20 protein-coding genes and 1 pseudogene are annotated in these 24,665 nt (G+C 72.2%); 10 read left to right on the forward strand and 11 right to left on the reverse strand.

Going from position 1 to position 24,665, the window contains the following annotated elements; all coding sequences use genetic code 11:
* The first annotated feature begins 187 nt into the window (after positions 1-187).
* The gene (locus F9278_RS07620; protein ID WP_152167594.1) at positions 188-1,390 is read left to right on the forward strand and encodes an amino acid deaminase/aldolase; all 1,203 of its coding nucleotides are present in this window, start codon (positions 188-190) and stop codon (positions 1,388-1,390) included.
* A gap of 28 nt (positions 1,391-1,418) precedes the next feature.
* Here the strand turns inward: F9278_RS07620 and F9278_RS07625 are convergent, their stop codons facing one another.
* The 4 genes from F9278_RS07625 to F9278_RS07640 are packed head-to-tail and all read right to left on the reverse strand — an operon-like array spanning position 1,419 to position 5,933.
* The gene (locus F9278_RS07625) at positions 1,419-2,369 is read right to left on the reverse strand and encodes a DUF2510 domain-containing protein (protein WP_152167595.1); all 951 of its coding nucleotides are present in this window, start codon (positions 2,367-2,369) and stop codon (positions 1,419-1,421) included.
* 44 nt (positions 2,370-2,413) lie between these two features.
* Positions 2,414-3,196: a 3-oxoacyl-ACP reductase gene (locus tag F9278_RS07630; protein WP_152167596.1), complete on the reverse strand. Its 783-nt coding sequence runs from the start codon at positions 3,194-3,196 to the stop codon at positions 2,414-2,416.
* Positions 3,193-4,566 (reverse strand): aldehyde dehydrogenase family protein, encoded by a 1,374-nt coding sequence (locus F9278_RS07635; RefSeq protein ID WP_152167597.1) that lies wholly within the window; start codon positions 4,564-4,566, stop codon positions 3,193-3,195. Before F9278_RS07635 ends, F9278_RS07630 begins: the two co-directional genes overlap by 4 nt.
* An 8-nt stretch (positions 4,567-4,574) precedes the next feature.
* On the reverse strand, positions 4,575-5,933 hold the full coding sequence (locus tag F9278_RS07640; RefSeq protein WP_152167598.1) for a glutamine synthetase family protein: 1,359 nt from the start codon (positions 5,931-5,933) through the stop codon (positions 4,575-4,577).
* Positions 5,934-6,039: 106 nt separating this feature from the next.
* Between F9278_RS07640 and F9278_RS07645 the strand changes: the two genes are divergently transcribed.
* The 3 genes from F9278_RS07645 (at position 6,040) to F9278_RS07655 (ending at position 9,083) form a co-directional block, all read left to right on the forward strand.
* On the forward strand, positions 6,040-6,786 hold the full coding sequence (locus tag F9278_RS07645) for a FadR/GntR family transcriptional regulator (RefSeq protein ID WP_152167599.1): 747 nt from the start codon (positions 6,040-6,042) through the stop codon (positions 6,784-6,786).
* A 138-nt stretch (positions 6,787-6,924) separates the two neighbouring features.
* Positions 6,925-8,364, forward strand: a complete 1,440-nt coding sequence (eat, locus tag F9278_RS07650) for an ethanolamine permease (RefSeq protein ID WP_152167600.1) — start codon at positions 6,925-6,927, stop codon at positions 8,362-8,364.
* A gap of 38 nt (positions 8,365-8,402) precedes the next feature.
* Complete coding sequence (locus F9278_RS07655; RefSeq protein WP_152167601.1) at positions 8,403-9,083, forward strand: gamma-glutamyl-gamma-aminobutyrate hydrolase family protein; 681 nt, start codon at positions 8,403-8,405, stop codon at positions 9,081-9,083.
* A gap of 293 nt (positions 9,084-9,376) precedes the next feature.
* Here F9278_RS07655 and F9278_RS07660 read toward each other — a convergent pair whose 3' ends face one another.
* Positions 9,377-10,303 carry a LysR family transcriptional regulator gene (locus F9278_RS07660; RefSeq protein WP_152167602.1) on the reverse strand — a complete coding sequence of 309 codons (927 nt, stop codon included), beginning with the start codon at positions 10,301-10,303 and terminating at the stop codon, positions 9,377-9,379.
* A 70-nt stretch (positions 10,304-10,373) separates the two neighbouring features.
* Between F9278_RS07660 and F9278_RS07665 the strand changes: the two genes are divergently transcribed.
* Positions 10,374-11,579, forward strand: coding sequence for a TDT family transporter (locus tag F9278_RS07665; protein WP_152167603.1), 1,206 nt, complete (start codon positions 10,374-10,376; stop codon positions 11,577-11,579).
* On the opposite strand, the gene F9278_RS07670 is transcribed toward F9278_RS07665, so the two are convergent.
* The 4 genes and pseudogenes from F9278_RS07670 to F9278_RS07685 form a co-directional block, all read right to left on the reverse strand.
* The gene (locus tag F9278_RS07670; protein ID WP_152167604.1) at positions 11,506-12,303 is read right to left on the reverse strand and encodes a helical backbone metal receptor; all 798 of its coding nucleotides are present in this window, start codon (positions 12,301-12,303) and stop codon (positions 11,506-11,508) included. The genes F9278_RS07665 and F9278_RS07670 overlap by 74 nt on opposite strands.
* A gap of 8 nt (positions 12,304-12,311) precedes the next feature.
* Entirely contained in the window at positions 12,312-12,893 is a 582-nt protein-coding gene (locus F9278_RS07675; protein WP_152167605.1) for a helix-turn-helix domain-containing protein, read from the reverse strand.
* 593 nt (positions 12,894-13,486) lie between these two features.
* A complete protein-coding gene (locus F9278_RS07680; protein WP_226966667.1) occupies positions 13,487-14,266 on the reverse strand; it encodes a glycine betaine ABC transporter substrate-binding protein in 780 nt (259 codons plus the stop codon).
* Positions 14,259-15,348: pseudogene (locus F9278_RS07685) on the reverse strand (quaternary amine ABC transporter ATP-binding protein). The gene F9278_RS07680 and the pseudogene F9278_RS07685 overlap by 8 nt, the downstream one beginning before the upstream one ends.
* Positions 15,349-15,785: 437 nt before the next feature.
* Between F9278_RS07685 and F9278_RS07690 the strand changes: the two are divergent.
* Together F9278_RS07690 and F9278_RS07695 are read left to right on the forward strand one after the other, a co-directional pair.
* Positions 15,786-16,730: a 5'-3' exonuclease gene (locus F9278_RS07690; protein ID WP_152167606.1), complete on the forward strand. Its 945-nt coding sequence runs from the start codon at positions 15,786-15,788 to the stop codon at positions 16,728-16,730.
* A gap of 175 nt (positions 16,731-16,905) precedes the next feature.
* On the forward strand, positions 16,906-17,751 hold the full coding sequence (locus tag F9278_RS07695) for a siderophore-interacting protein (RefSeq protein WP_152167607.1): 846 nt from the start codon (positions 16,906-16,908) through the stop codon (positions 17,749-17,751).
* A gap of 160 nt (positions 17,752-17,911) precedes the next feature.
* On the opposite strand, the gene F9278_RS07700 is transcribed toward F9278_RS07695, so the two are convergent.
* On the reverse strand, positions 17,912-18,751 hold the full coding sequence (locus F9278_RS07700) for an N-formylglutamate amidohydrolase (RefSeq protein WP_152167608.1): 840 nt from the start codon (positions 18,749-18,751) through the stop codon (positions 17,912-17,914).
* A gap of 259 nt (positions 18,752-19,010) precedes the next feature.
* Here F9278_RS07700 and F9278_RS07705 point away from each other — a divergent pair, with 259 nt between their 5' ends.
* The 3 genes from F9278_RS07705 to F9278_RS07715 all read left to right on the forward strand — a co-directional run bounded on the left by F9278_RS07705 (position 19,011) and on the right by F9278_RS07715 (position 23,138).
* Positions 19,011-20,531: an amino acid permease gene (locus F9278_RS07705; protein WP_152167609.1), complete on the forward strand. Its 1,521-nt coding sequence runs from the start codon at positions 19,011-19,013 to the stop codon at positions 20,529-20,531.
* A 721-nt stretch (positions 20,532-21,252) separates the two neighbouring features.
* Complete coding sequence (locus tag F9278_RS07710; protein ID WP_226966668.1) at positions 21,253-22,158, forward strand: terpene synthase family protein; 906 nt, start codon at positions 21,253-21,255, stop codon at positions 22,156-22,158.
* A gap of 38 nt (positions 22,159-22,196) precedes the next feature.
* Positions 22,197-23,138 (forward strand): RluA family pseudouridine synthase, encoded by a 942-nt coding sequence (locus F9278_RS07715; RefSeq protein ID WP_152167611.1) that lies wholly within the window; start codon positions 22,197-22,199, stop codon positions 23,136-23,138.
* 18 nt (positions 23,139-23,156) lie between these two features.
* Here the strand turns inward: F9278_RS07715 and F9278_RS07720 are convergent, their stop codons facing one another.
* The gene (locus F9278_RS07720; protein WP_152167612.1) at positions 23,157-24,647 is read right to left on the reverse strand and encodes a cytochrome P450; all 1,491 of its coding nucleotides are present in this window, start codon (positions 24,645-24,647) and stop codon (positions 23,157-23,159) included.
* Positions 24,648-24,665: the final 18 nt, after the last annotated feature.

Below are 24,665 nucleotides of genomic sequence, written 5' to 3' on the forward strand. Positions count from 1 at the left end.
CGATCCGCCGACACCACAGGGCAAGCCATACCCGTGGCAGCGGATCGGCATCCCCGTCGAGGTCGTCCCTGCGTGCGCGTCACTCTACGGGTTGGCCCCGGTCGAACGGGAACCAGTCCGCGGGACCGTGGCTTTAGCCCGGAACGTCCCCCTACCCTGCGGTAATCATGTCTGGCAGGCTTCACGCATGACTGCGCGCGCCGCCGACCGGGCCCGGTACGACCGGGCCACAGCTCATCTCGACGCCCCTCTCGCGATCGTCGACCTCGACGCCTTCGACGCGAACGCCGACGACCTCCTCCGCAGGGCCGGCGGCAAGCCGATCCGCGTCGCGAGCAAGTCCGTTCGCTGCCGGGCGCTCCTGGAGCGGGTCCTGGCCCGGGAGGGCTTCGAGGGCATCATGTCGTTCACCCTCGCCGAGTCCCTGTGGCTGGCCCGTTCCGGGTTCGACGACGTCCTCCTCGCCTACCCCTCGGCCGACCACGAGGCCGTCGCCGAGCTGGCGGGCGACCCCAAGCTCGCCGCCGCGGTGACCGTGATGGTCGACGACCCCGCCCAGCTCAGGCTGATCGACGACTCCCGGCGGGGCGGCACCGAAGTGGTGCGCGTCTGCCTGGAGTTGGACACCTCGCTGAAGCTGCTGGGCGGACGGGTGCGCGTGGGCGCGCGGCGCTCCCCGCTGCACTCCCCCGCGCAGGTCGCCGACATGGCCCGCGCGGTCGCCGAGCGCCCGGGGTTCAAGCTGGTCGGGATCATGGCGTACGAGGGTCATATCGCCGGTGTCGGCGACTCGTTGGCGGGGCGGCCGGTCCGTTCGCGGGCGATCCGGATGATGCAGGCCACCGCGAAGAAGGAGCTGGCGGCGCGGCGGGCCGAGGTCGTGCGCGCCGTACGGCGGGTGGCGCCGGACCTGGAGTTCGTCAACGGCGGCGGCACGGGCAGTGTGCAGCACACGGCGGCGGAGGACGCGGTCACCGAGATCGGCGCCGGGTCGGGCCTGTACGTGCCCCGGCTGTTCGACAACTACACGTCGTTCAGCGGGCGTCCGGCCGCGCTGTTCGCGATGCCCGTCGTACGGCGTCCCGGGGTCGGGGTCGTCACCGTGCTGGGCGGCGGCTACCCGGCCTCCGGCGCGCCCGGCGCGGACCGGCTGCCGGTGCCGTATCTGCCGGAGGGGCTGAAGTACGACCCGCAGGAGGGGCCGGGCGAGGTGCAGACCCCGCTGCTCGGCGCGCCCGCGGACGACCTGCTGCTCGGCGACAAGGTGTGGTTCCGGCACGCCAAGGCGGGCGAGCTGTGCGAGCGGTTCGACGTGCTGCACCTGGTCGAGGGCGACGAGGTGACGTCGACGGTGCCGACGTACCGCGGCGAGGGCCATACGTTCCTGTAGGCCGGAGTTCCCGACGCCCGGGACGGGTTCAGGAGGGGCCGAGGCTGCTGCCCACGCCCCCCGTGCTCCCGCCCGTGTCGTCGCCCGTGCCCGTGTCCGCGTCGCCCGCGGGGCGGATGCCCTCGACGATCTCGTCGATGTCGGCGAGCGGCGGGCCCTCGTCGCCCGCGTCGAGGGCGAAGCGGACCAGGACGGGGGCCTCGGAGCCGCTGGTGGACGGGAAGACGAGGGACTGGACCCAGCCGCCGGATCCCGCGCCGGTGGTGACGCGCCAGCGCACGTAGTACCCGGCGCGGCCCGCGACGGCGACCGAGCCGGAGCCGGCGACCTCGTGGCCGGTGACGCCGTCGTACGGCTGCCGGTCCAGCACGTTCCGGTCGAAGACGTCGTTCGCGGCGTCCTCGATGTCGTTCTCGGCGAGGGTCTTCGGGGAGGTCTCGTCGCTGCCGGTGACGGTCCGGGAGACGACGACACCACCGCGGCACACCGCGCCCTCGCCGGGGCAGTCGAAGGTGCCGTCCGTGACGAGGACGGCGTCGTCCTCACCGGATCCGTCGCCGCTCTCCCAGCCGTCGGGGACGGGGAACGTGATGCCGTTGAGGTCGTCCGTGACGCGGGTCGGGTCGCCGGTGGGGGACGCGGTGGCGGGCTTCGTCGGGGACGGGCTGTCGTCGCCCCCGGCGGTCGGGGAGGTCGTCGCCCCGGCCGTCTCCCGGCCGCCGTCCCCGTCGCCGTCCCCGCCGAGCAGCAGGACGCCGCCCGTGACCGCCCCGGCGCCCAGGACGGCCCCGACGGCGGCCAGCGCGACGGCCTTGGCGCGTCCGGGGCCCCGGCGCGCGGGTGCCTGCGCGGGGACCACCGGTGGCACGGGCTGCTCCGGCTGGCGCCGGTGGTCCGTCCACGCGGTCCCGTCCCACCAGCGCTCGGTGAGCGGGTAGGACGGGTCGCGGTACCAGCCGGGCGGCGGCGAACTGCTCATCCCGGCACTCTAATCACACCGGTGGTGCCGGTGTTCCGGTAGCCCTAGAGCGGGGTGACGTACGCGCCCGAGATACCGCCGTCGACCAGGAAGTCGGTGGCGTTCACGAACGAGGAGTCGTCGCTGGCGAGGAACGCGACGGCCGCCGCGATCTCGGTGGCCTCGGCGAACCGTCCGACCGGGATGTGCACGAGCCGGCGCGCGGCCCGCTCCGGGTCCTTGGCGAACAGCTCCTGGAGGAGGGGGGTGTTGACCGGGCCGGGGCAGAGCGCGTTGACGCGGATGCCCTCCCGCGCGAACTGCACGCCCAGTTCCCGGGACATGGCGAGGACACCGCCCTTGGAGGCCGTGTACGAGATCTGGGAGGTGGCCGCGCCCATCCGGGCCACGAAGGACGCGGTGTTGATGATCGAGCCCTTGCCCTGGCTGCGCATGTAGGGGATCGCGGCCTTGCAGCACAGGTACACGGAGGTGAGGTTGACCTCCTGGACCCGCTTCCAGGCCTCCAGGCCGGTCTCCAGGATGGAGTCGTCGTCGGGCGGCGAGATGCCCGCGTTGTTGAACGCGATGTCGACGCTGCCGTAGGTGTCGAACGCGGTCCTGAAGAGCGCGTCGACCTGCTCGGCGTCGGTGACGTCGACCTTCACGAAGAGTCCGCCGACCTCCTCGGCGGCGGCCTTGCCGCGGGCCTCGTCCAGGTCGCCGCAGACGACGTGCGCGCCCTCGGCGGCGAGCCGGCGCGCGGTGGCGAGGCCGATACCGCTGCCGGCGCCGGTGATGACGGCGGTACGGCCGACGAGACGGCGGCAAACACTCTGTTCGGTCACTGTGCGGGGCCCTCCGTGCTGATGAAGACGTTCTTGGTTTCGGTGAAGGCGGTCAGGGCGTCCGGGCCCAGCTCGCGGCCGAGGCCGGACTGCTTGAACCCGCCGAAGGGGGTCCAGTAGCGGACGCTGGAGTGCGAGTTGACGGACAGGTTGCCCGCCCGGACGCCCCGCGAGACGCGCAGGGCGCGGCCGACGTCCCGGGTCCAGATGGAGCCGGAGAGACCGTACGGGGTGTCGTTGGCGAGCCGGATCGCGTCCGCCTCGTCGGTGAAGGGCAGCAGCACGGCGACGGGGCCGAAGATCTCCTCGCGGGCGGCGGCGGAGTCGGGCCGTTCCCCGGTGAGCACGGTCGGCGGGAACCAGAAGCCGGGTCCCTCGGGGGCGCCGCCCCGCAGCGCGGCGGCCTCGTCGGGCACGAACTCCCGTACGCGGTCCAGTTGCTGACGGGAGATCAGCGGGCCCATCTGGGTCTTCTCGTCGGCGGGGTCGCCCACGACCACGGCGGCCAGGCTCTCGGCGAGGAGGGCGTGGACCTCGTCGTACACGGACTCCTGGACGAGGATCCGGGTGCGGGCGCAGCAGTCCTGGCCGGCGTTGTCGAGGAAGGAGAACGGGTCGACGGCGGTCCTGAGGTCGGCGTCGGCGAAGACGATGTTGGGGCTCTTGCCGCCGAGTTCGAGGGTGACCTGCTTGACCTGGTCGGCGCAGAGTTCCATGACGCGCTTGCCGGTGCGGGTGGAGCCGGTGAAGACGATCTTGGCGACGCCGGGGTGCCGGACGAGGGCCTCGCCGGTGATGTCGCCGCGGCCGGGCAGGACCTGGAAGAGGTGTTCCGGGAGTCCGGCCTCCAGGGCGAGTTCGGCGAGGCGCAGCGCGGTGAGCGGGGTGGTCTCGGCGGGCTTGAGGAGCACGGCGTTGCCCGCGGCGAGCGCGGGGGCGGTGCCCCAGGCGGCGATCGGCATGGGGAAGTTCCAGGGCGCGATCACGCCGACGACCCCGAGCGGTTCGAGGATCGTGACGTTCAGGCCGCCCGGCACCGGGATCTGCCGGCCGGAGAGCCGCTCGACGCCGCCGGCGGCGTAGTCGAGCAGGTCGCGGACGTTGCCGGCCTCCCAGCGGGCGTTGCCGAGGGTGTGGCCGGCCTCGCGGACCTCCAGGCGGGCGAGTTCTTCGAGGTGGTCGTCGACGGTCGCGGCGAAGCGGCGCAGCAGCCGGGCCCGGTCGGCCGGGGCGACGGCGGCCCAGGCGCGCTGGGCCTCGGCGGCCCGGCGCACGGCCGCGTCCACGTCCTGCGCGGCGGCGCCCGGAACGGTGGCGATCACCTCCTCCGTCGCCGGGTTGAGGATGTCCAGGGTGTGGTGCTCGGACACGTCGTTCCTCACAGGCGTTCGAAGGAGCGGCGCAGCTCCCAGTCGGTCACGGCGGCGTCGAAGGCGGCCAGTTCGACGCGGGCCATGTTCAGGTAGTGCGCGACGACCTCGTCGCCGAAGGCGGCCTTGGCGATGGGGCTGTTCTCCCACAGCTCGGCGGCCTCGCGGAGGGTGGTCGGCACATGGGCGTAGTCGGCGGCATAGGCGTTCCCTGCGCACACCTCCGGCAGTTCGAGCTTCTGCTCGATGCCGTACAGCCCGGCCGCGATCAGTCCGGCGACGGCGAGGTGCGGGTTGACGTCACCGCCGGGGAGCCGGTTCTCGAAGCGCATCGAGCGGCCGTGGCCGACGACGCGCAGGGCGCAGGTGCGGTTGTCGTAGCCCCAGGCCACGGCGGTGGGGGCGAAGGAGCCCGGCTGGAACCGTTTGTAGGAGTTGATGTTGGGGGCGTAGAGCAGCGAGAAGTCGCGGAGCGCGGCCAGCTGTCCCGCGAGGAAGTAGCGCATGACCTGGGACATCTCCTGCCCGGCGGCCATGACGTTGACGCCGTCCGCGTCCGCGAGGGAGAGGTGGATGTGACAGGAGTTGCCCTCGCGCTCGTTGTACTTCGCCATGAAGGTGAGCGACATGCCCTCCTGCGAGGCGATCTCCTTGGCGCCGGTCTTGTAGACCGCGTGCTGGTCGCAGGTGACGAGGGCCTCGTCGTACTTGAAGGCGATCTCGTGCTGCCCGGGGTTGCACTCGCCCTTGGCGGACTCGACGGTCAGCCCGGCGGCGGCCATCTCGTTGCGGATCCGGCGGAGCAGGGGCTCGATACGGCCGGTGCCGAGGACCGAGTAGTCGATGTTGTACTGGTTGGCCGGGGTCAGCCCCTTGTAGCCGGCATCCCAGGCCTGCTCGTAGGTGTCCTTGAAGACGATGAACTCCAGCTCGGTGCCGACGTTGGCGGTGTAGCCGAGTTCGGCGAGGCGCTCCAGCTGGCGGCGCAGGATCTGGCGGGGCGCGGCGACGACCGGGGAGCCGTCGTTCCAGGCGAGGTCGGCGATGAGCATGGCCGTGCCCTCGTTCCACGGCACCCGGCGCAAAGTGCTGAGGTCCGGGATCATGGCGAAGTCGCCGTAGCCGCGGTCCCAGGAGGACATCGCGTAGCCGTCGACGGTGTTCATCTCGGTGTCGACGGCGAGGAGGTAGTTGCAGCCCTCGGTGCCGTGGGCGAGGACGTCGTCGAGGAAGAAGCGCGCGGCGAACCGCTTGCCCTGGAGGCGCCCTTGCATGTCGGGGAAGGCCAGGACGACAGTGTCGATCTCACCGCCCGCGACGAGGGTGTGGAGTTCCTCGACGGTGAGCGGGGGTGTGCGGTCTGCCACGGGAAAGCCTCCTAGGGGCTTCTTCGGCCGTCCGGGAGCCATGCAGCCATCCGGGGAGCCATAAGGTATTACCCGTAACCATTAGTTGGGAAGGGGGAACCGCCATATGTCACGGACAGGGGCGGAACCGGATACTCCGTGGGCCGACGACCGGCTGGCGTCCGTGCTGCGGCCGGTGCGGGCCGGCAACGGCTTCGAGGAGGCCCTGGAGCAGATCCTCCAGGTGGTCCGGCTGGGGCTGGTGCCGGGCGGCGAGCGGCTGCCGGCGGAGCGCGACCTGGCCGAGCGGCTCGGGATCAGCCGGGTGACGCTGCGCGAGGTGCTGAAGGTGCTCCAGGACCAGGGGCTGATCGAGGCGCGGCGCGGGCGGTACGGAGGAACGTTCGTGCTGCCGCGGGTGGACACCCCGGGCGAGGACGAGCTGCGCCGCCGGCTGAAGGACATCGACGTCGAGGACACCCTGCGGTTCCGCGAGGTGCTGGAGGTGGGCGCGGCCGGTCTGTGCGCGGCACACGGTCTGACCGGCGCGGAGGTCGAGCGGCTGCGGACGGCGCTGGCCCGTACGCACAACGCGCCGCTCACGGAGTACCGCCGACTGGACACCCTGCTGCACCTCACGATCGCCGAGCTGTCCGGCTCCCCGTCGCTCGCGGCCCAGTACGCGGGCGTACGCGCCGGGGTCAATGAACTCCTCGACTGCATCCCGCTGCTGGTGCGGAACCTGGAGCACTCGCAGCAGCAGCACACCGCCCTGGTGGAGGCCGTGCTCGACGAGGACGCGGAGGCGGCGCGGGAGATCATGCGCGAGCACTGCGCCGGCACGGCGGCCCTGCTGCGTGGCTTCCTGGGGTGAGCTCCCGAGGCGAGCTCCCGGGGTGGGACCACACCCCGGGAGGAGCACGATTTACGTTCGGTTAACGCAGGGGTATTGCTTTCGGACACCCACCCCACAAAGGTATGCATCCATTCCTTTGAGTGGGGAGAGTGCGCCATGTCCCTGAAAGCCACGGACACCGCCGATGCGGCGGACGACTATCTGGAGCGCCGTACGCTCCGCCGGGGCAGCGCCGGCTGGGTGCTGCTGACCGGCCTCGGCGTCGCCTATGTCGTCTCCGGCGACTTCTCCGGCTGGAACCTCGGCCTCGCGAAGGGCGGCTTCGGCGGCCTGGCGATCGCCACGGTCCTCATGGGCACCATGTACGCCTGCCTGGTCTTCGCCCTCGCCGAGCTGTCCGCGATCCTGCCCACGGCGGGCGGCGGCTACGGCTTCGCGCGCCGGGCGCTCGGCCCCTGGGGCGGCTTCCTGACCGGCACGGCGATCCTGATCGAGTACGTGCTCGCCCCCGCCGCCATCGTGATCTTCATCGGCGACTACATCGAGTCGCTGGGCCTGTTCGGGCTGACGTCCAGCTGGCCGGTGTACCTGTTCTGCTTCGCGGCGTTCATCGGCATCCACCTGTGGGGTGTCGGCGAGGCGCTGATCGCCAGCTTCGTCGTCACCGGCATCGCGGTCTTCGCCCTGATCGTGTTCGCGCTGGGCGCGCTGCCGGACTTCAGCGTGTCCGCGCTCGACGACATCCCGGTCGACTCCTCCGCCTTCGGCGCGAGTTCCTGGCTGCCGATGGGGCTGCTCGGGATCTGGGCGGCGTTCCCGTTCGGCATGTGGTTCTTCCTGGGCGTCGAGGGCGTGCCGCTGGCCGCCGAGGAGACCAGGGACCCGGCCCGTACGCTGCCGAAGGCGATCCGCTGGTCGATGGGCATCCTCGTGGTGCTGGCCGTGATCACCTTCTTCGCGGCGGCCGGGGCGCGCGGCTCCAACGCCATCCAGGCGGCCGGCAACCCGCTGGTCGAGGCGCTCCAGCCGGACGGCAAGGCCACCACGCTCAGCCGGTTCGTGAACTACGCCGGTCTGGCCGGCCTCGTGGCCTCCTTCTTCTCCCTGATCTACGCGGGCTCCCGGCAGCTCTTCGCCCTCTCCCGGGCCGGCTACCTCCCCCGCGTGCTGTCCCTCACCAGCAGTCGCAAGGCCCCGTATCTGGGTCTGCTGGTGCCGGGCGCGATCGGTTTCGCGCTGGCCGCGGCCACCGGGGACGGCGGCCGGATGGTGAACATCGCCGTCTTCGGCGCCACGATCAGCTACGCCCTGATGTCCCTCTCGCACATCGTCCTGCGCCGCCGGGAGCCGGGTCTTGAGCGGCCGTACCGCACACCGGGCGGTGTGCTGACCTCCTCGGTCGCCCTCGTCCTCGCCTGCTCGGCGCTGGTGGCGACCTTCCTGGTGGACGTGACGGCCGCGTTCATCGCGCTCGGCGTGTACGCGGTCGCGGCGGCGTACTTCGGGCTCTACAGCCGAAAGCACCTGGTGGCGAAGGCGCCGGAGGAGGAATTCGCCGCACTGGCCGCCGCCGAGGCAGAGTTGGCCCGGGACTGACGGTTCCGTCTGCCGCGTTTCCTGTGTGAGGAGCATGTGTGACCAGGCCGTTGATCGGTGTGAGTACGTATCTGGAGTCCGGCGCGCGCTGGGGCGTCTGGGAGCTGGAGGCGGCGCTGCTGCCCGTCGGCTACCCCCGGCTCGTGCAGGCGGCGGGCGGCGTCGCGGCGATGCTGCCACCGGACGACCCGTCGTACGCCGCCGGGGCGGTCGCCCGCCTCGACGGCCTGGTCGTCGCGGGTGGCCCCGACGTGGATCCCGCCCTGTACGGCGCGGAGCGCTCCCCGCGCTGCGGCCCGCCCTCGCCCGCGCGGGACGCGTGGGAGCTGGCGCTGATCCGGGCGGCGCTGGACACCGGCACGCCCCTCCTGGGCATCTGTCGGGGCATGCAGCTCCTGAACGTCGCCCTCGGCGGCACGCTGGTCCAGCACCTCGACGACCATGTGGCCGAGGTCGGCGTCTTCGGCCGCCACGCCGTGAAGCCCGTGCCAGGCACCCGCTACGGCGACCTCGTCCCCGAGGAGACCGACGTCCCCACGTACCACCACCAGGCCGTCGACCGCCTCGGCACCGGCCTCCTCCCCTCCGCCCACGCCTGCGACGGCACGATCGAGGCCATCGAACTCCCCGACCCCGCGTGGGTACTGGGCGTCCAGTGGCACCCGGAGATGGGCGAGGACCTGCGCGTGATGCGAGCGCTCACGACAGCGGCGGCGTGAGTGGGCCGGGGCGCCTAATGAGTGGGGGGTGCGGGTTCGTCGGCGGGTGCGGCTCCGGTGGGGGCTTCTCGCGCAGTTCCCCGCGCCCCTGAGAACAACGGCCCCTGCGGTCCGTTGGAAAAGCACGGGGCGCGGCCCCTGCTTTTTCCGGGGCGCGGGGAACTGCGCGACCAGCCCCCACCGGACCGGCGGCCGAGAACGAACCCACCCCGCGCGGAGCGCGAAGGGGGTCGAAGGGGCGCAGCCCCTGGGGATGGGACGGGTAGGGGCGGCGGGGGCGAGGAAAGCCCGGGTCAGCCGACCGGGGCGCCCCGGGTGAGCCCCAACAGATCCCGCGCCGGCCCCGCGGGCCGGTGCCCCGTGGGCCAGACCGCCCGCAACGCCCGCCGCAGCCGCACCCCGTCCACGGGAACACGCACCAGACGCCGAGCGGAGAGCTCCTCCCCGAGGGCCAGTTCGCTCAGCACCGCCGGCCCCGCACCGCTCAGCGCCGAGGACTTCACCGCCGTCGTCGAGGACAGCTCGATGAGCGGCCGGGCCAGACCGCCGAGCGCCGCCTCCAGAACCTGGCGCGTGCCCGACCCCTTCTCCCGGAGGATCAGCGGCGTGGCGGCCAGCTCGGCCGCCTCCAGAGGCTTGCGACGGCGCGCCCAGGGATGGCTGGGCGCGGTCACCACGATCAGGTGGTCGTGGGCTATCACGGCCGCGTCCAGCCCGGCCGGCACCGTCGGCCCCTCGACGAACCCGAGATCGGCCTCGTCCGCGAGCAGCCGCTCCGCGACGACCGTCGAGTTCCCCGCGAGCAGCGACACCGCCGTGTCCGGACGCGCGGTGCGCAGCGCGATGAGCCAGCCGGGCAGCAGATACTCGGCGATCGTCATGCTCGCGGCGACCCGGAGCCGGGAGTCCCGCCGGTCCCGCAGCGCCTGCGCGCCCACGTCGAACGCCTCGGCCGCCTCCACGATCCGCCGGGCCCAGTCCGTGACCAGCGCCCCCGCGTCCGTGAGCCGGGACCCGCGCGGCGACCGGTCGACCAGCGCGACCCCCAACTGCCGTTCCATGGACCGGATCCGGCTGCTCGCGGCCGGCTGGGTGATCCCCAGCTCCCGCGCCGCCCGCCCGAGCGAGCCCAGCCGGGCCACGGCCAGCAGCAGTTCGAGCGCCCCGAGATCCGGCACCCGGTGGGCCAGCCCGCCCCGCCCCTCGCTCGTCTCACTCATAACCCCAGCTTATGCCCCCATGCAAGGGGACTCCCTGGTGGCCCCCGCGCGGCGGCGGGACGCTCGAAGCATGGCCACCGCAGTACGCCCCGCCCCCACCATTCCCCCCACTCACCCCACTCACCCCGCCCAGCCCGGCCAACCCGTCCTGCCCCGCCCGCACCCCCGTCTCCCCGCCCTCCGCCACCTCGGCCCGAACTGGTACGCCCCGGTCATGGGCACCGCGATCGTGGCCTCGGCCGGTGCCGGGCTCCCCCTGGACGTCCCGGGACTGCGGACGGCCTGCGCGGCGGTCTGGGCGCTCGCGCTCCTCGCCCTGGTCGCCGTCCTCGGCGCCCGCGCGCTGCACTGGGCCCACCACCGCGACCAGGCCCGAGCCCACCTCCTCGACCCGGCCGTGGCCCCCTTCCACGGCTGCCTCTCCATGGCCCTGCTGGCCGTCGGCGGCGGTGCCCTGGTCGTCGGCCGGGACTGGATCGGGACGCGCGCGGCCGTCGCGGTGGACGTCGTGCTCTTCGGCGCCGGGACGGCCATGGGCGTGGTCGCCGCCGTCGTCGTGCCGTATCTGATGGTGGTCCGGCACCGGATCGAGCCGTCGCAGGTGACGCCCGTCCTGCTGCTCCCCCTCGTCGCGCCCATGGTCTCCGCCGCGCTCGGCCCGCCGCTCGTCCCGTATCTGCCGCCGGGGCAGGCCCGGCAGACGCTGCTGTTCGGCTGTCTCGCGCTGTTCGGGCTGAGCCTGCTGGCCACGCTGCTGGTGCTGCCGCTGGTGTTCGGCCGGCTGGTCACGGCGGGGCCGCTGCCGCTCGCCCTCACCCCGAGCCTCTTCCTGGTCCTGGGCCCCCTCGGGCAGTCGACGACCGCCGCCGGCAACCTCGCCGACGCGGCCCCCGACGCCGTACCGACCCCGTACCCGCGGGGCCTCACCGCCTTCGCCGTGGTCTACGGCGTCCCCGTCATGGGCTTCGCGCTGCTCTGGCTCGCGCTGGCCGCGGCGATGGTCGTGCGGGCCCGGCGGCGGGGCATGGGGTTCTCGCTGGGCTGGTGGGCGTTCACGTTCCCGGTCGGCACCTGTGCGACCGGCGCGGAGGGGCTGGCCCGGCACACGGGGCTGGTCGCCCTCGACGTCCTCGCCGTCGCTCTGTACGTGCTGCTGCTCGCGGCCTGGCTGACGGCCGCCGGGTGCACGGCGCGCGGTCTGGTCAGCGGTGAGCTGCTCGCAGCGCCTCGCCCAGCACCCGCGGGGCCTCGGCCAACGACGGCCCGTACCAGGTGAGATGACGGCCGCTGACCAGGGCGCACGGCAGGCCGGGGAACGCCTCGGGGCCGTCGTCGGCGGTGAAGAGGTACGGCTCGTCGGGCAGGACCACGACATCGGGGGCGGCGGCCCGCAGTTCCTCGACGGGGATCCGGGGATAGCGTTCCGCGTGCCCGGTGTACAGATGGTCCACGCCCAGCCGGGCGAGGACGTCACCGGCGAAGGTGTCCCGGCCGAGGACCATCCAGGGGCGGCGCCAGATGGGCACCACGGCGGTCGTACGACGGCCGGGCGTCAGCGGTCCGGTCTCCGCCGCGTCCGCGCCCGGCGGCCGGGACCACGCCGACTCCGCCTCGTCCAGCCAGCGTGGCCGGGACCGGGCCCCGCAGGCGCGCAGCACTCGGTCCAGTTCGGTGAGGGCGCCCGGCACGTCCCGTACCTCGGTGACGAGGACCTCGACGCCGGCCTCCCGCAGGGCGGTGAGGTCGGGCTCGCGGTTCTCCTCCTCGTTGGCGATGACGAGGTCGGGGGCCAGCCGGGCGATGACCTCGGTCTTGGGGTTCTTGGTCCCGCCGATCCGGACGACATCAAGATCATCCGGGTGGGCGCACCAGTCGGTGGCCCCCACCAGCACACCGGGCAGCGTCACGGCGACGGCCTCCGTCAGCGACGGGACGAGGGAGACGACACGGGGACCGGAGGGCGCGGAGGACAGGGAGGGCACGGAGGACAGGGGGCGCATGGCCGGGCTCACGCGCCCTGCCGGTGCCGGTCCTCCAGCGCCTCGATGTGGTCCGCGACGGCCACCACGATCACCCGGGTCTCCGGCTCGGTGGCCCGCCAGCGGTGCCGTACGCCACCGGACATGTACAGCGTGTCGCCGCGCCCGAGACGATGGGCGCGGCCCTCGGCCTCGACCTCGACGGCGCCCTCGACGACGTACATCAGTTCGTCGTTGCGGTGCTGGACCTCGCGTCCCTCGTCGTGGTCGCCGGTGAACTCCATGGCGTGCAGCTGGTGGTGACCGCGCACCAGGGAGCGCGAGCAGGAGTCGGGGGGCGTGAAACCGTCCTCGTCGGCGGCGCGCACGACATCGACGCTGCACGCCGGGTCGGCCGCCGCGAGGAGTTCCACTGCGGTGGTGCCGAGGGCGTCCGCGATGCGGTCCAGGGAGGGCCTGCTGGGGCGGGCCCGTTCGTTCTCGACCTGGCTCAGGAAGGGGACCGACAGGCCGCTGCGCTCGGCCACGGCGGCGAGGGTGAGCTGCTGTGCCCGGCGCCGCCGCCGGACGGCCGCGCCCACCCGAAGGGGCTGTTCTTTGTGGTCGCCCATCGCTCCGGCTCCCTCCTTCGCTCGTCGGTCGGCTCGCGGACGCCCACCGGGTGGGCTCGCGAACGCTCACAGGTCCGGTTACGGATGCCCACCCGTCCGGTACTCATCGGGCACGTTTCTCCTGAGGAGTTCTCTGCACCCTACGCATGTTCGGCAAACCGTTTCATGCGGCCGTCACATCCCTGTAAACCGGCAGGGGGTCCATGCTCACACTTCGCGCCAGTGGCGCCACCGTCGCGCCCGCCTTCCCGGGGCCTCCGGGCGCGGCACGGCGAGGGGATCCGCCGCCCCGGCGATCGCGTGGGGTGGCCCGTCCGGCACACCCCGTCACCGGATCGCGTACGCGCGTCCACCTGCCGTCGAAGCCGTCCCGCGCAGCGAGGACACGGTCCGGCCGGACACCGCGACCGCCCTCCACGTCATGAAGCCGTGGAGGGCGGAACGGAGTTGAGGACGCGAGCGCGGTCCGCCCCACCGGCCGGAGGGCCACGTGACCCGGCGGGTGCGGACCGCCACAGGGTTGTCCGGATCTTTCTCGTACGTCAGTACGCGACCCCCCGTGTCCGTTCGGGGCGTCGCGTACCGGCTGCTTCCTACTTCACGGGGGCCATCTCGTCGACGATCCCCGGATGCGCGTCGATCCACTTCTCGACGCCCTCGTCCTCCTGACCGCGTCCGGCCTCCTGGATGGCCTGCTCCAGGCTCATCAGCTCGTCCGGGGTCATGTGCCAGTTCTTCAGCCAGCCGTTCAGCTCGGAGTACTTCTTCGGGAAGCCCTTTCCGGCGAGCGTACGGATCTGGGTGTTCGCGCCCCAGGTCTTCTCGGGGTCGGCGAGCCGGGTGAGGTCGTACTTGTCGTACGCCCAGTGCGGCGACCAGGGCACGACGGCGATCGGCTCCTTCTTCGCGTAGGCCCGGTCCAGTTCGGCGAGCATCGAACTCGTCCCGGCCCTGGTGAGCTTGAGGTCGGACAGCCCGTAGGCGGGCATGACCGTCTTCTCCAGCCGGACCATCTGGCCCGTGCCGGGCTCGATGCCGACGATCCGGCCCTTGAACTCGTCCTTGTGCGTGCGCAGATCGTCCATCGTGCGCACGCCCTTGACGTACGACGGGACGGCGATCTCCAGCGAGGTCCTGTCGTACCAGGCGCCGAGGTCGACGAGGTCGTTCTTGTACTTGTCCCAGTACGACTTCTGCGCGACCGGCAGCCAGGCGTCGAACTCGACGTCGATCTGCCCGGTGGAGAGCCCGGTGTACAGCGGGCCGATCATGGTCTCGACGACGACCTTGATCAGGTCGACGACCGGCCCGAGGTTGTCGCGCAGCCAGTCGACGCCGTGGGCGACCCAGTCGCCGATGTGGATCCTAGGCACTGGCCTTCACCACCCGTACATGCTTCCCGCGCGGGGCGTCGCACGGCAGGGGCTCGCCCTGCGCGTCGCCCTCGCCCAGCTGGTCGTGCTGGTCGCCGAGGAAGCCGATCAGCCGGCGCTGGGGGACGACACCGACGGCGGTGCCCTCCCTCGTCGACCACCGCGACGGGGTGGGAGAGACGGGCGGCGATCGCGCACAGCTCCGCGAAGGAGGTGTCCGGAGCGGCCGTCTCGCAGCCGCAGTCCGCCTCGTCGCCTCGTACGGCGGTGTCCATCACGGCCTCGGCGGTGAGCACCCGGGAGCGGTCGACGTCCTGGGTGAAGGAGGCCACGTAGTCGTCGGCGGGACGGATCAGGATGTCCTCGGCGGTGCCGGTCCGCACGATCCGGCCGTCGCGCATCACGGCGATGCGGTCGCCCAGGCGCATGGCCTCGTTGAGGTCGTGCGTGATGAAGACGATGGTCTTCTTCAGGGTCTGCTGGAGTTCCAGCAGCTGGTCCTGCATGTCCCGGCGGATCAGCGGGTCGAGCGCGCTGAACGACTCGTCCATCAGCAGCAGATCGGCGTCGGTGGCGAGGGCGCGGGCCAGGCCCACGCGCTGCTGCATACCGCCGGACAGCTCGTCCGGCCAGGACTTCTCCCAGCCCGCCAGACCGCACAGGGCGAGCGCCTCGCCGGCCCGCCGCAGCCGCTCGGCGCGCGGAACGCCCTGGACCTCCAGGCCGTACGCGGCGTTCTCCAGGACGCTGCGGTGCGGGAACAGCGCGAAGTGCTGGAAGACCATGCTGATGCCGTGGGCGCGCACCTCCCGCAGTTCACGGTCGCCGATCTCGGTCAGGTCCCGGCCGCCGAAGCGGACATGGCCGGCGGTGGGCTCCAGGAGCCCGTTGAGCATGCGCAGCAATGTGGACTTGCCGGACCCGGACAGGCCCATGACGACGAAGATCTGGCCCGGCTCCACCGTGAAGGAGGCGTCGATCACGGTGGTGGTGGTGCCCTCGGCACGCAGTTCCTCGCGGTCGGCGCCGGACCTCAGCCGGTCCACCGCGTCATCGGGTCGTCGGCCGAAGACCTTGAACAGGCCCTCGGCTTCGAGTCTGGACGATTCCTTGGCCGGCCCCTCGGCCGACTCCTTGGCTGACACATGCACCTCTCGGATCGCAACGGAACGGCTCGTCTCCCCGCCCCGCAGGTCTGCCGTGGAGCGCGGCGGGATCGGCCCGCCCGGCCGGTGGTCCCGGGGACCCCGGGCCGACGCTGCTCCGGGGCCGCGCCTGCCCCGGCCCTTCGGGGACAAACGTGACAGTGGCCCGCTTCACAGGGCGTTCACCGCAGGTCAGGGGTGTTCACGGGGTGGGTGCAAGGGGCGCACGGGGTGCGCGGGGTACGCGGGGTACGCAGGTGGGGGCGTACGGGTGCCACGGACGGTTGCCGAACAGACGCGCGAGGCGGGCGCGAGCCCATGGCACGGACGGTCGCACGCCCCCGCGCGCGGGGCTCGTCGGGAGCCGGGTGTCGGTGGCGTACGGCATGATGCGGGGCGTGACCCGACGTCTGATGCTCCTCGACACCGCCTCGTTGTACTTCCGTGCCTACTTCGGGGTGCCGGAATCCGTGAAGGCCCCGGACGGCACCCCGGTGAACGCCGTGCGCGGGCTGCTCGAGTTCATCGACCGGCTGGTCAAGGACCACCGGCCGACGGACCTGGTCGCGTGCATGGACGCGGACTGGCGGCCACAGTGGCGGGTCGACCTGATCCCCTCCTACAAGGCGCACCGTGTGGCCGAGGAGCGCGCGGCCGGGCCGGACGAGGAGGAGGTGCCGGACACGCTGTCGCCGCAGGTGCCGGTCATCGAGGCGGTGCTCGACGCGCTCGGCATCGCGCGCGTGGGCGTCGCCGGGTACGAGGCGGACGACGTGATCGGCACCTTCACGGCCCTGGCGAAGGACCCGGTCGACATCGTCACCGGCGACCGCGATCTGTACCAGCTGGTCGACGACGGGCGCGGCGTGCGGGTGCTCTACCCCCTGAAGGGCGTGGGCACGCTGCAGCTGACCGACGAGGCGTGGCTGCGGGAGAAGTACGGGGTGGTCGGGCGCGGGTACGCGGATCTGGCGCTGCTGCGCGGCGACCCGAGCGACGGACTGCCCGGGGTGCCCGGTATCGGTGAGAAGACGGCGGCGAAGCTGCTCGACCAGTTCGGCGATCTGGCCGGGATCATGGCCGCGGTCGACGACCCGGCGGCGAAGCTCACCCCGTCGCAGCGCAAGCGGCTGGACGAGGCGCGGCCGTATGTCGCGGTCGCCCCGAAGGTGGTCCTGGTGGCCGCGGACGTACCCTTGCCGGACGTCGACACGGCTCTGCCGCGCGAACCGCGGGACCCGGCGGCGCTGGAGGCACTCGCGACCCGCTGGGGACTCGGCGGTTCGCTGCAACGGCTGCTCACCACACTGCAGGCGTGAGAGGGACGCCCCCGTGAGCGGGGCGTACGCCGGAGGGTGGGGTGACACTGCGGTGGTGAGGGCTCTGAGGCGCGATTCACATCGTGAAGTCCTCGCACGCGCCACGAGCGTGGGGTGCCAACAAGGGGGAGATGATAACTTAGGTAAGCCTTAGCTAGGTATTTGGGAGGCCGTCATGGCAGAGCGTCCGGTACGCAGGACCCCGAAGCCCCACTCCGCGCGAGTCGTCCGCACCGAGCGGCTGACCCCGCACATGCAGCGCGTCGTACTCGGCGGCGACGGCCTCGCGGAGTTCTCACCGCGCGGCAGCACCGATCACTACGTGAAGCTCCTGTTCGGCCCCGAGGGTGTCACCTACCCGGAGCCCTTCGACCTGGAGCGGATCCGCGCGGAGTTCCCCCGGGAGCAGTGGCCCGTGACCCGGACGTACACCGTGCGTGCCTGGGACCCCGAACCGGGCGAGCTGACCATCGACTTCGTGCTCCACGGCGACGAGGGCATCGCCGGCCCCTGGGCCACCCGGGTCCAGCCGGGCGAGCTGGTCCGCTTCCTCGGCCCCGGCGGCGCGTACGCGCCCGACCCGGAGGCCGACTGGCATCTCCTCGTCGGCGACGAGAGCGCCCTGCCGGCGATCGGCGCCTCCCTGGAGGCCCTGCCCGACGGTGCCCGCGTCCACGCGATCGTCGAGGTCGCCGGGCCCGAGGAGGAGCAGAAGATCAACTCCGATGTGGAGGTCGTCTGGCTGCACCGCGGCGACCGTCCCGTCGGCGCCGCCCTGGTCGAGGCCGTACGCGCCCTGCGCTTCCCCGAGGGCCGTCCGCACGCCTTCGTGCACGGCGAGGCGGCCTTCGTGAAGGAACTCCGCCGCCTCCTCCGCGTCGAACTCGCCGTCCCCCGCGAGGACCTGTCCATCTCCGGCTACTGGCGCCTCGGCCACGACGAGGACGGCTGGCAGGCGTCGAAGCGGGAGTGGAACGCCCGCGTGGAGGCGGAGCAGGAGGGCACGCCGACGACGGAGTGAACGCCGGGGCCCGGACCCGCCGGGCCCATGCGGACGAAGAGGGCCGTCGGGGATCCGCCGAGCGATGCGGCGACCGATCCGGCGGTCACACGCGCGGACGGCCCCCGCATCGGCCGCGCCGACGTCGACCGAGACGCGCGGCGGGGCCGACCGGGAACCCTCAGCCGGTCGTGAGCACATCCACCAGCCGGGCCAGCGCGTCCGCGAGCGCGGCCGTCCCCGGCCCCGTCGCCGCCCCGCCCGGCTCCGCCATGTACACATCCCGGCGGATCTCGATCATCAGCGCGGTCACCCTCGGGTCGCGCCCGTAGTACCTCAGCGGGACGTACGTGCCCCCGAACGGGCTGTTGACGCCGGTGCCGCCGAACCCGGCGAACGCCTCCTCGGCGGCGGCCAGCAGCCCGGCCGGGGTGTGGAAGGGGTCGGTGCCCAGACAGACGGGCGGCCGGGGACCGTCACCGTGCAGCTCGTACGGCAGGGACTCGCTCGGATACGAGTGGACGTCGACGACCACGGCCCGCCCCACGGCCGCCAGCCGCTCCGCCACGGCGTCGGTCATGGCGGCGGCGTACGGATGGAAGTAGGCGTCGACGAGCGCCCGCCCACCCTCCGGCACCCGCCCACCCTCCGGCGGCCGGCCGTCGTCCCCGGCCCGGCGGAGCACCTCGCCGTGCGTGGTCCTCGTATAGACCGCCCCCATGCCCACCGCGAGCATCTCCTCCCGCTCGTCCGGGAACCGCTCGGGGTCGACGACCAGCCGGGACAGCCGATTCACGAACCTCCAGGGCCGCACGCCCGACCGCTCGGCGGCCCGCCCGGCGATCCGGTCCGTGTACGCGTCGGTGATGTGGTCCAACTCCCGCTCCAGCGCGGCGTCGTCGAGCACGATCCCGTCCCGTACGGCCGCCGGGATCACCCGGGAGCTGTGCGGCACATGCAGCAGCACGGGTGACTCGGGGGCGCCCGGGAGAAGCCGGCAGAAGGCCGACACATCACTCATCCGGGGATCCTCGCACAAGCCCCCGACCCGCACGCGCCCCCGTCCCCCGCCCTTCTCCGCACCCCTCTCCCCCTCCCTTCCCCCAACTACCCGCCCCGGCCGTGGTCGTGAGGATTTGGGCTCGCTCCGGACACGGTCGCGTGACACGCGCGACACAGGCCTCCCCTAATTTCTGTCGCCCGACAGGAATTCGCGCCGCTCGTGCGTGAACGCTCGCGCGCGAACGCTCGCGCCGCTCGTGCGAAAGCAGGTTGCCGCCATGACGAGCACCGCCCCCGACATACGCCCGGAGCCACCCCACTCCCCCGACGACGGCTCGCTGATCGAGTTCGGCTACCGCCAGGAGCTGCACCGCAGTCTGAGCAGATACGCCTCGTTCGCCGCCGGTTTCTCCTTCATCTCGGTCCTCACGACCGTCTTCCAGTTCTTCGCCTTCGGGTACGCGTTCGGCGGCCCGGTCTTCTTCTGGACCTGGCCGGCGGTACTCCTCGGCCAACTGCTGGTGGCCGCCTGCTTCGCGGAACTGGCGGCGCGCTACCCGATCTCGGGCGCGATCTACCAATGGTCCTCGCGTCTGTCCAACCGGACCTTCGGCTGGTTCGCCGGCTGGATCATGGTGATCGGCCAGATCGTGGTGGTCGCGGCGGCGGCGCTCGCGCTGCAGATGGTGATGCCCGCGATCTGGTCGGGCTTCCAGATCGTGGGCGGCGACCCGACGCCCACCACGGCGACGGGCGCGGCGAACGCGGCCGTCCTGGGCGTGATCCTGCTGGCCCTCACCACGTTCGTGAACGTCCTCGACAACCGGGTGCTGTCCGTGGTCAACCGGGTGGGCGTGACCGCCGAGATCATCGGCGCGGTCCTCATCATCGTCCTGCTCCTCACCCACTCCGAGCGCTCGCCCGGCATCACCTTCCACACCGCCGAGGGCAGCAGCGACCTCCTCGGCGCCCTGCTGGTGGGCTCGTTCATGGCGGCGTACGTGATGATCGGCTTCGACAGCGCGGGCGAGATGAGCGAGGAGACACACAACCCCCGCCGCACCGCGCCCCGCACGATCCTCACGGCGCTGGGCGCGGCCGGCCTGCTCGGCGGCCTCCTGGTCCTGGCCGGACTGCTGGCCGCGCCGAGCCTCACCGACGGGCGACTGGGCGTGGACGGTCTTAGCTACGTCCTGACCAGCAGCCTCGGCGACGGGGTGGGCCGGTTCCTGCTCGCCGACGTGGTGGTGGCGATCACCGTGGCGACGCTCGCGATCCAGACGTCGGCCTGCCGCATGCTGTTCTCGATGGCCCGCGACGGCCAGCTCCCCTTCGCCGGGCGGCTCGCCAAGGTCAACCCGCGCACCGGGATGCCCACCGCTCCCGCCGTGGTCGTCGGCGTCCTCGCCGCCGCCCTGCTGCTCCTCAACTTCGCCTCGCCGGAGGCGTTCCTGGCCATCGGCACCACCTGCATCGTGATGCTGTACCTGGCGTACGCGATGGTCACCGGCCCGCTCCTGGTCCGCCGTCTCAAGGGCACGCTCCCCTCCGGCGGCACCGACGAGACCGGCAGCCCCCTCTTCTCCCTCGGCCGCCTGGGCATCCCCGTCAACGCCCTCGCCCTCCTCTACGGCCTCTTCATGACCGTCAACCTGGCCTGGCCCCGCGCCGAGGTGTACGACCCGGCGGGCGGCCACTGGTACTTCCAGTGGTTCACCGTGCTGTTCCTGCTGGCCACGGTGGTGCTCGGAGTTCTGTACCGGCTCATACGCGCGGGACGTGTGCGCTCCGCCGCGTGACCTGTCCGGGCTCTCCCGGATTCGGCTCGATTCCCCCCGCGACAGGCCTTGTCGTCCCGGACGGGGACATAGCACGGACGGCGCACTGGACGGCGCATGAAGCCGCGCATCCGACCTGCGGAGGGCGGTTCCATGCGCCGGAACAGCTCCATGCGCCGGGGTCGGCGCCCTTTCCGAGCGTCGAAAGCCATCGCATGGTCCGAAGTAGAAGCTTTTCAGGGCGGCTTGACGGCGCGAGGGAGTGCCGCGTCCGGGCCCGTGGAGGTGGTGTCCACATGTACACGCGGCCGACCGGGCCATCCGGCGGATCACTGAGAACGCGAGGCCTCCTGCCGCCGGGGCGCACCGCGCGCTACTGCGTGACGGCGCCTTCCGCAAGGTCCAAATCGCCTCGAACAGTTGACTAAACCCGCAGGCGCAGCGGAAGGTGGAGAGAATCCACGATCCCCCTCCACGCATGAGACAGCCACGGGGCCGGAGCACAGCGCGCAGTTCACGAACCTGGTCGACTCCGCCACCCGGAGGGCATCGTGGAATTCTCTGCTCCCGCCCGGTTACCCGAGGGCCTCCCCCTGTCTGAAACTCACTGCTCACGCCGGCCTTGAATACCCGACAGGAGATCAGCACGATGAGCACATCCTCGCTCCGAATGCTTTACTCATGGCAGGGGAACCCTAGCGTCGACCTGCTGAATCGCGAGGGCGACGTATGGACTTACGACATGGGACTCCTGCCCGTCGCAGCCGATCCGGACGAGTGGGCGGCCATCGGACTCGCCGACTGCACCGCGTGGTGCTATCCCGGTGCGGCAGAGGATGAGCTGTTCTTGGCGTACCACCTCTACGCATGGATGTTCGCCCTCGACCTGCTGTTTCCACGGACGTTCAAGGCCGAACGCGACCTCGCGGGAGCGCGGGCCCTGGTGGACCGGCTCTCGCTGTTCATGCCGGTGGACGGAATCTCCTACGCGATACCGAAGCACCCCATTGAGCGTTCCCTCGCCGATTTATGGACACGGATGACGCCGACCCGGTCGAGGGACTGGAAACGCAATATGCGAAATGCCGTGCTGGAATATGCCGATGGACAGTGCTGGGAGCTGGAATGCATGTGCGGTGGGCGCGTTCCTGATCCGGCCGAGTATCTCGTCCGCCGCCGCGGCTCATTCGGTGGCTATGTCGGGCTCTCCCTCGCCGAGCACGTGGCCGCCGCGGAGGTGCCGGCGCGCGTGCGTCTGTCCCGTCCGTTCCGCGCGCTGATGGACGCCTGGACCGACCTGCAGACGCTCTACAACGACGTCCGCTCCTACCGCCGGGAGGTCGAGCACGAGGACGAGACGTGCAACTTCGTCCTCGTGTACGCGAGGTTCCTGGACACCTCCGTCGACGAGGCGGCGACCCTGATCACCCGGCTGCGCGCGGCCAGGCAGACGGAGTACGAAGACCTCGAGAACGTCCAGCTCCCGGCACTGTGCGAACGGTTGCAGCTCAACGGCAGCGATCGTGAGCAGCTGGCGGCGGTCCTGGACGTGATGCGTTGCCACCTCGCCGCCGTGGACGTGTGGACGACGATCGCCGAGCGGTACCGGGCGCCCGCCCCAGGAGACGTACCGACGCCCAGGCCGTGATCACCGTCCGGTCGCCACCGCCACGTACGCTTGATCGTGTGAGACGTCGCACTCCGCCCCCGCCCTCTCCGCTGCCGCAGCGCGACGGGGTGGATCCGGTGCGGGTGCGGTTGCCGGCCGGGGGCGCGTGGGCGACCGTGCGGGATCATCTCGTGGCACGGCTCTCGGCCGGGCCCGGAGTGATCGACGCCATGCTCGACGAGGGACGGATCGTGGACGGCGGCGGGCGCCCGGTGCCGCGGGACATGGAGTACGTGCCGGGGATGTTCGTGTGGTTCCACCGGGAACCGCCGGACGAGGAGCGCGTGCCCTTCGCGATCGACGTCGTGTACCGGGACGAGCACATGGTGGTGGCCGACAAGCCGCATTTCCTGGCCACCACCCCGCGCGGCAGCCATGTCGTCGAGACGGCCCTGGCGCGGCTGCGACGGCAGCTGGAGATCCCGGCACTGGGCGCGGCCCACCGGCTGGACCGGCTGACGGCGGGGCTGCTGCTGTTCATCGTGCGACCGGAGGAGCGCGGCGCCTACCAGTCGCTGTTCCGTGACAGACGGGTGGTGAAGGAGTACGAGGCGGTGGCCCCGTACGACCCGGCGCTGGACCTGCCGCGCACGGTGCGCAGCCGGATCGTCAAGGAGCGTGGGGTGCAGGCGGCCCGCGAGGTGGAGGGCGAGCCCAACGCCGTCAGCCGGGTGGAGCTGCTGGAGCACCGTGACGGGCTCGCCCGGTACCGGCTGGTGCCGAGTACCGGGCAGACGCACCAACTGCGGGTGCACATGAGCGCTCTGGGGGTGCCGATTCTCGGCGATCCCCTCTATCCGGTGGTGGCCGCGCCCGCGGCGGCCGGGGACTTCCGGCGTCCGCTCCAACTGCTGGCGCGGGCGCTGGAGTTCACCGATCCGGTCACGGGACGCGAGCACCGGTTCGTCAGCCCGCGTGTGCTGCGGGCCTGGCCGTCGTACGAGGAGTGGGCGGGATGACGACGGTGGCCGGTCGGCTCACTCGCCTCGCCACCAGCGCAGGAGGCGGCGCAACACGCCCGACGGACGGGCGGGTTCGGGCCCGGACGACGGAGTGGGCGCGGAAGCGGGCTCGTCGGCCGGCGCGGCGGGGGCCGGTACCGTGGGCCGCGCCCGCTCGGGGCTGATCTCCCAGTCGTTCGGGTGCTGTCGGCGCACCGGGTTGACGGACGGCCGTTCCATGATGTCCTGCTGGGACTTCGGTGTGAACGTCACCGGCAGTTCCACCAGGTGCCGGTTGCCGATGGACGACCGCCAGCGCAGCTCGTGCTCCGCGCAGGCGAGCCGGATGTCCGGAACGCGCATCAGCAGCGCGTCGACACCGACGTCGGCGATGGCACGGCCGATGTCCTGACCCGGGCATTCATGAGGGCCGCCGCCGAAGGCGAGGTGCGAGCGGTTGCCCTGCATGTTGGCCTTGAGGTCGGGGCGGACGCGCGGATCGACGTTGCCCGGTGCCATGCCGAGGAGGAGTCCGTCGCCCTTGCGGATGCGCTGGCCGCCCAGTTCGGTCTCCTGCTTGGCGAAGTAGGCGAACACGGTGCTGAACGGCGGCTCGTCCCACAGGGACTGCTCGACCGCCTCGGGCACGGTCATCTGGCCGCCCTTCAGCTGGGCCCGGAAGCCCGGTTCGGTGAGCACCATGCGCAGCACGTTGGCGAGGAGGTTGGCCGTGGTCTCGTAGGCGGCGAGGAGCACCACACGCAGGTGTTCCCTGACCTCGTCGTCGGTGAGCCCGGCCGGATGGGTGACGAGGTGGCTGGTGAAGTCCTCCTCGGGCCGGGCCCGGCGGCGGACGGCGAGGCGACTGAGGACCTCCATGACATAGGCGTGGCTGGCGAGCGCGGTGTCGCTGCCCTTGAGACAGTCGCGGGTGGCCTGCACGAGCCGGTCGCCGTACTCCTCGGGCATGCCGAGGATCTCGCACAGGACCGCCATGGGCAGATGCTCGGCGAACTGGCCGACCAGGTCGGCCCTGCCCTCCTCGCAGAACTGGTTGACGAGGTGCTGGGTCGCCCGGTTGATGTGACGGCGGATGCCCCGGTGGTCGATGGTCGACATGGCGCCGGTGACCGCGCCGCGCAACCGCAGGTGCTCGTCGCCCTCGGCGTGGGCGCAGATGGGCTGCCAGGCGAAGTACGGCATCAGCGGGTGATCGGGCTTGACCGCGCCGTCCAGCATGGGAGTCCACAGCCGGCTGTCCTTGCAGAACTGCGACGGCGTACTCACCATGTGCATGTTCTCCCCATGCCCGAGCACCACCCAGATCGGCACGTCGTCATGGAGGAGGGCGGGGGCCACCGGGCCGTGTTCCGCGCGGAGTTTCTCGTAGACGGCTCCCAGGTCCTCCGCCTCGGGGCCGTAGAGGCGGCGGAGGCCGCCGGGGCCCGTGCCGTGGGCGGGGCAGCCGGGGGGCGGGGCGAGGGTGGGGCCGTCCGTGCCGGTCGGGGAGTGTGATTCAGGCGTCACGGTGATCGCTCCGAAAGG

Origin of the sequence: Streptomyces phaeolivaceus (genome assembly GCF_009184865.1) — a bacterium.
GTDB lineage: Bacteria > Actinomycetota > Actinomycetes > Streptomycetales > Streptomycetaceae > Streptomyces > Streptomyces phaeolivaceus.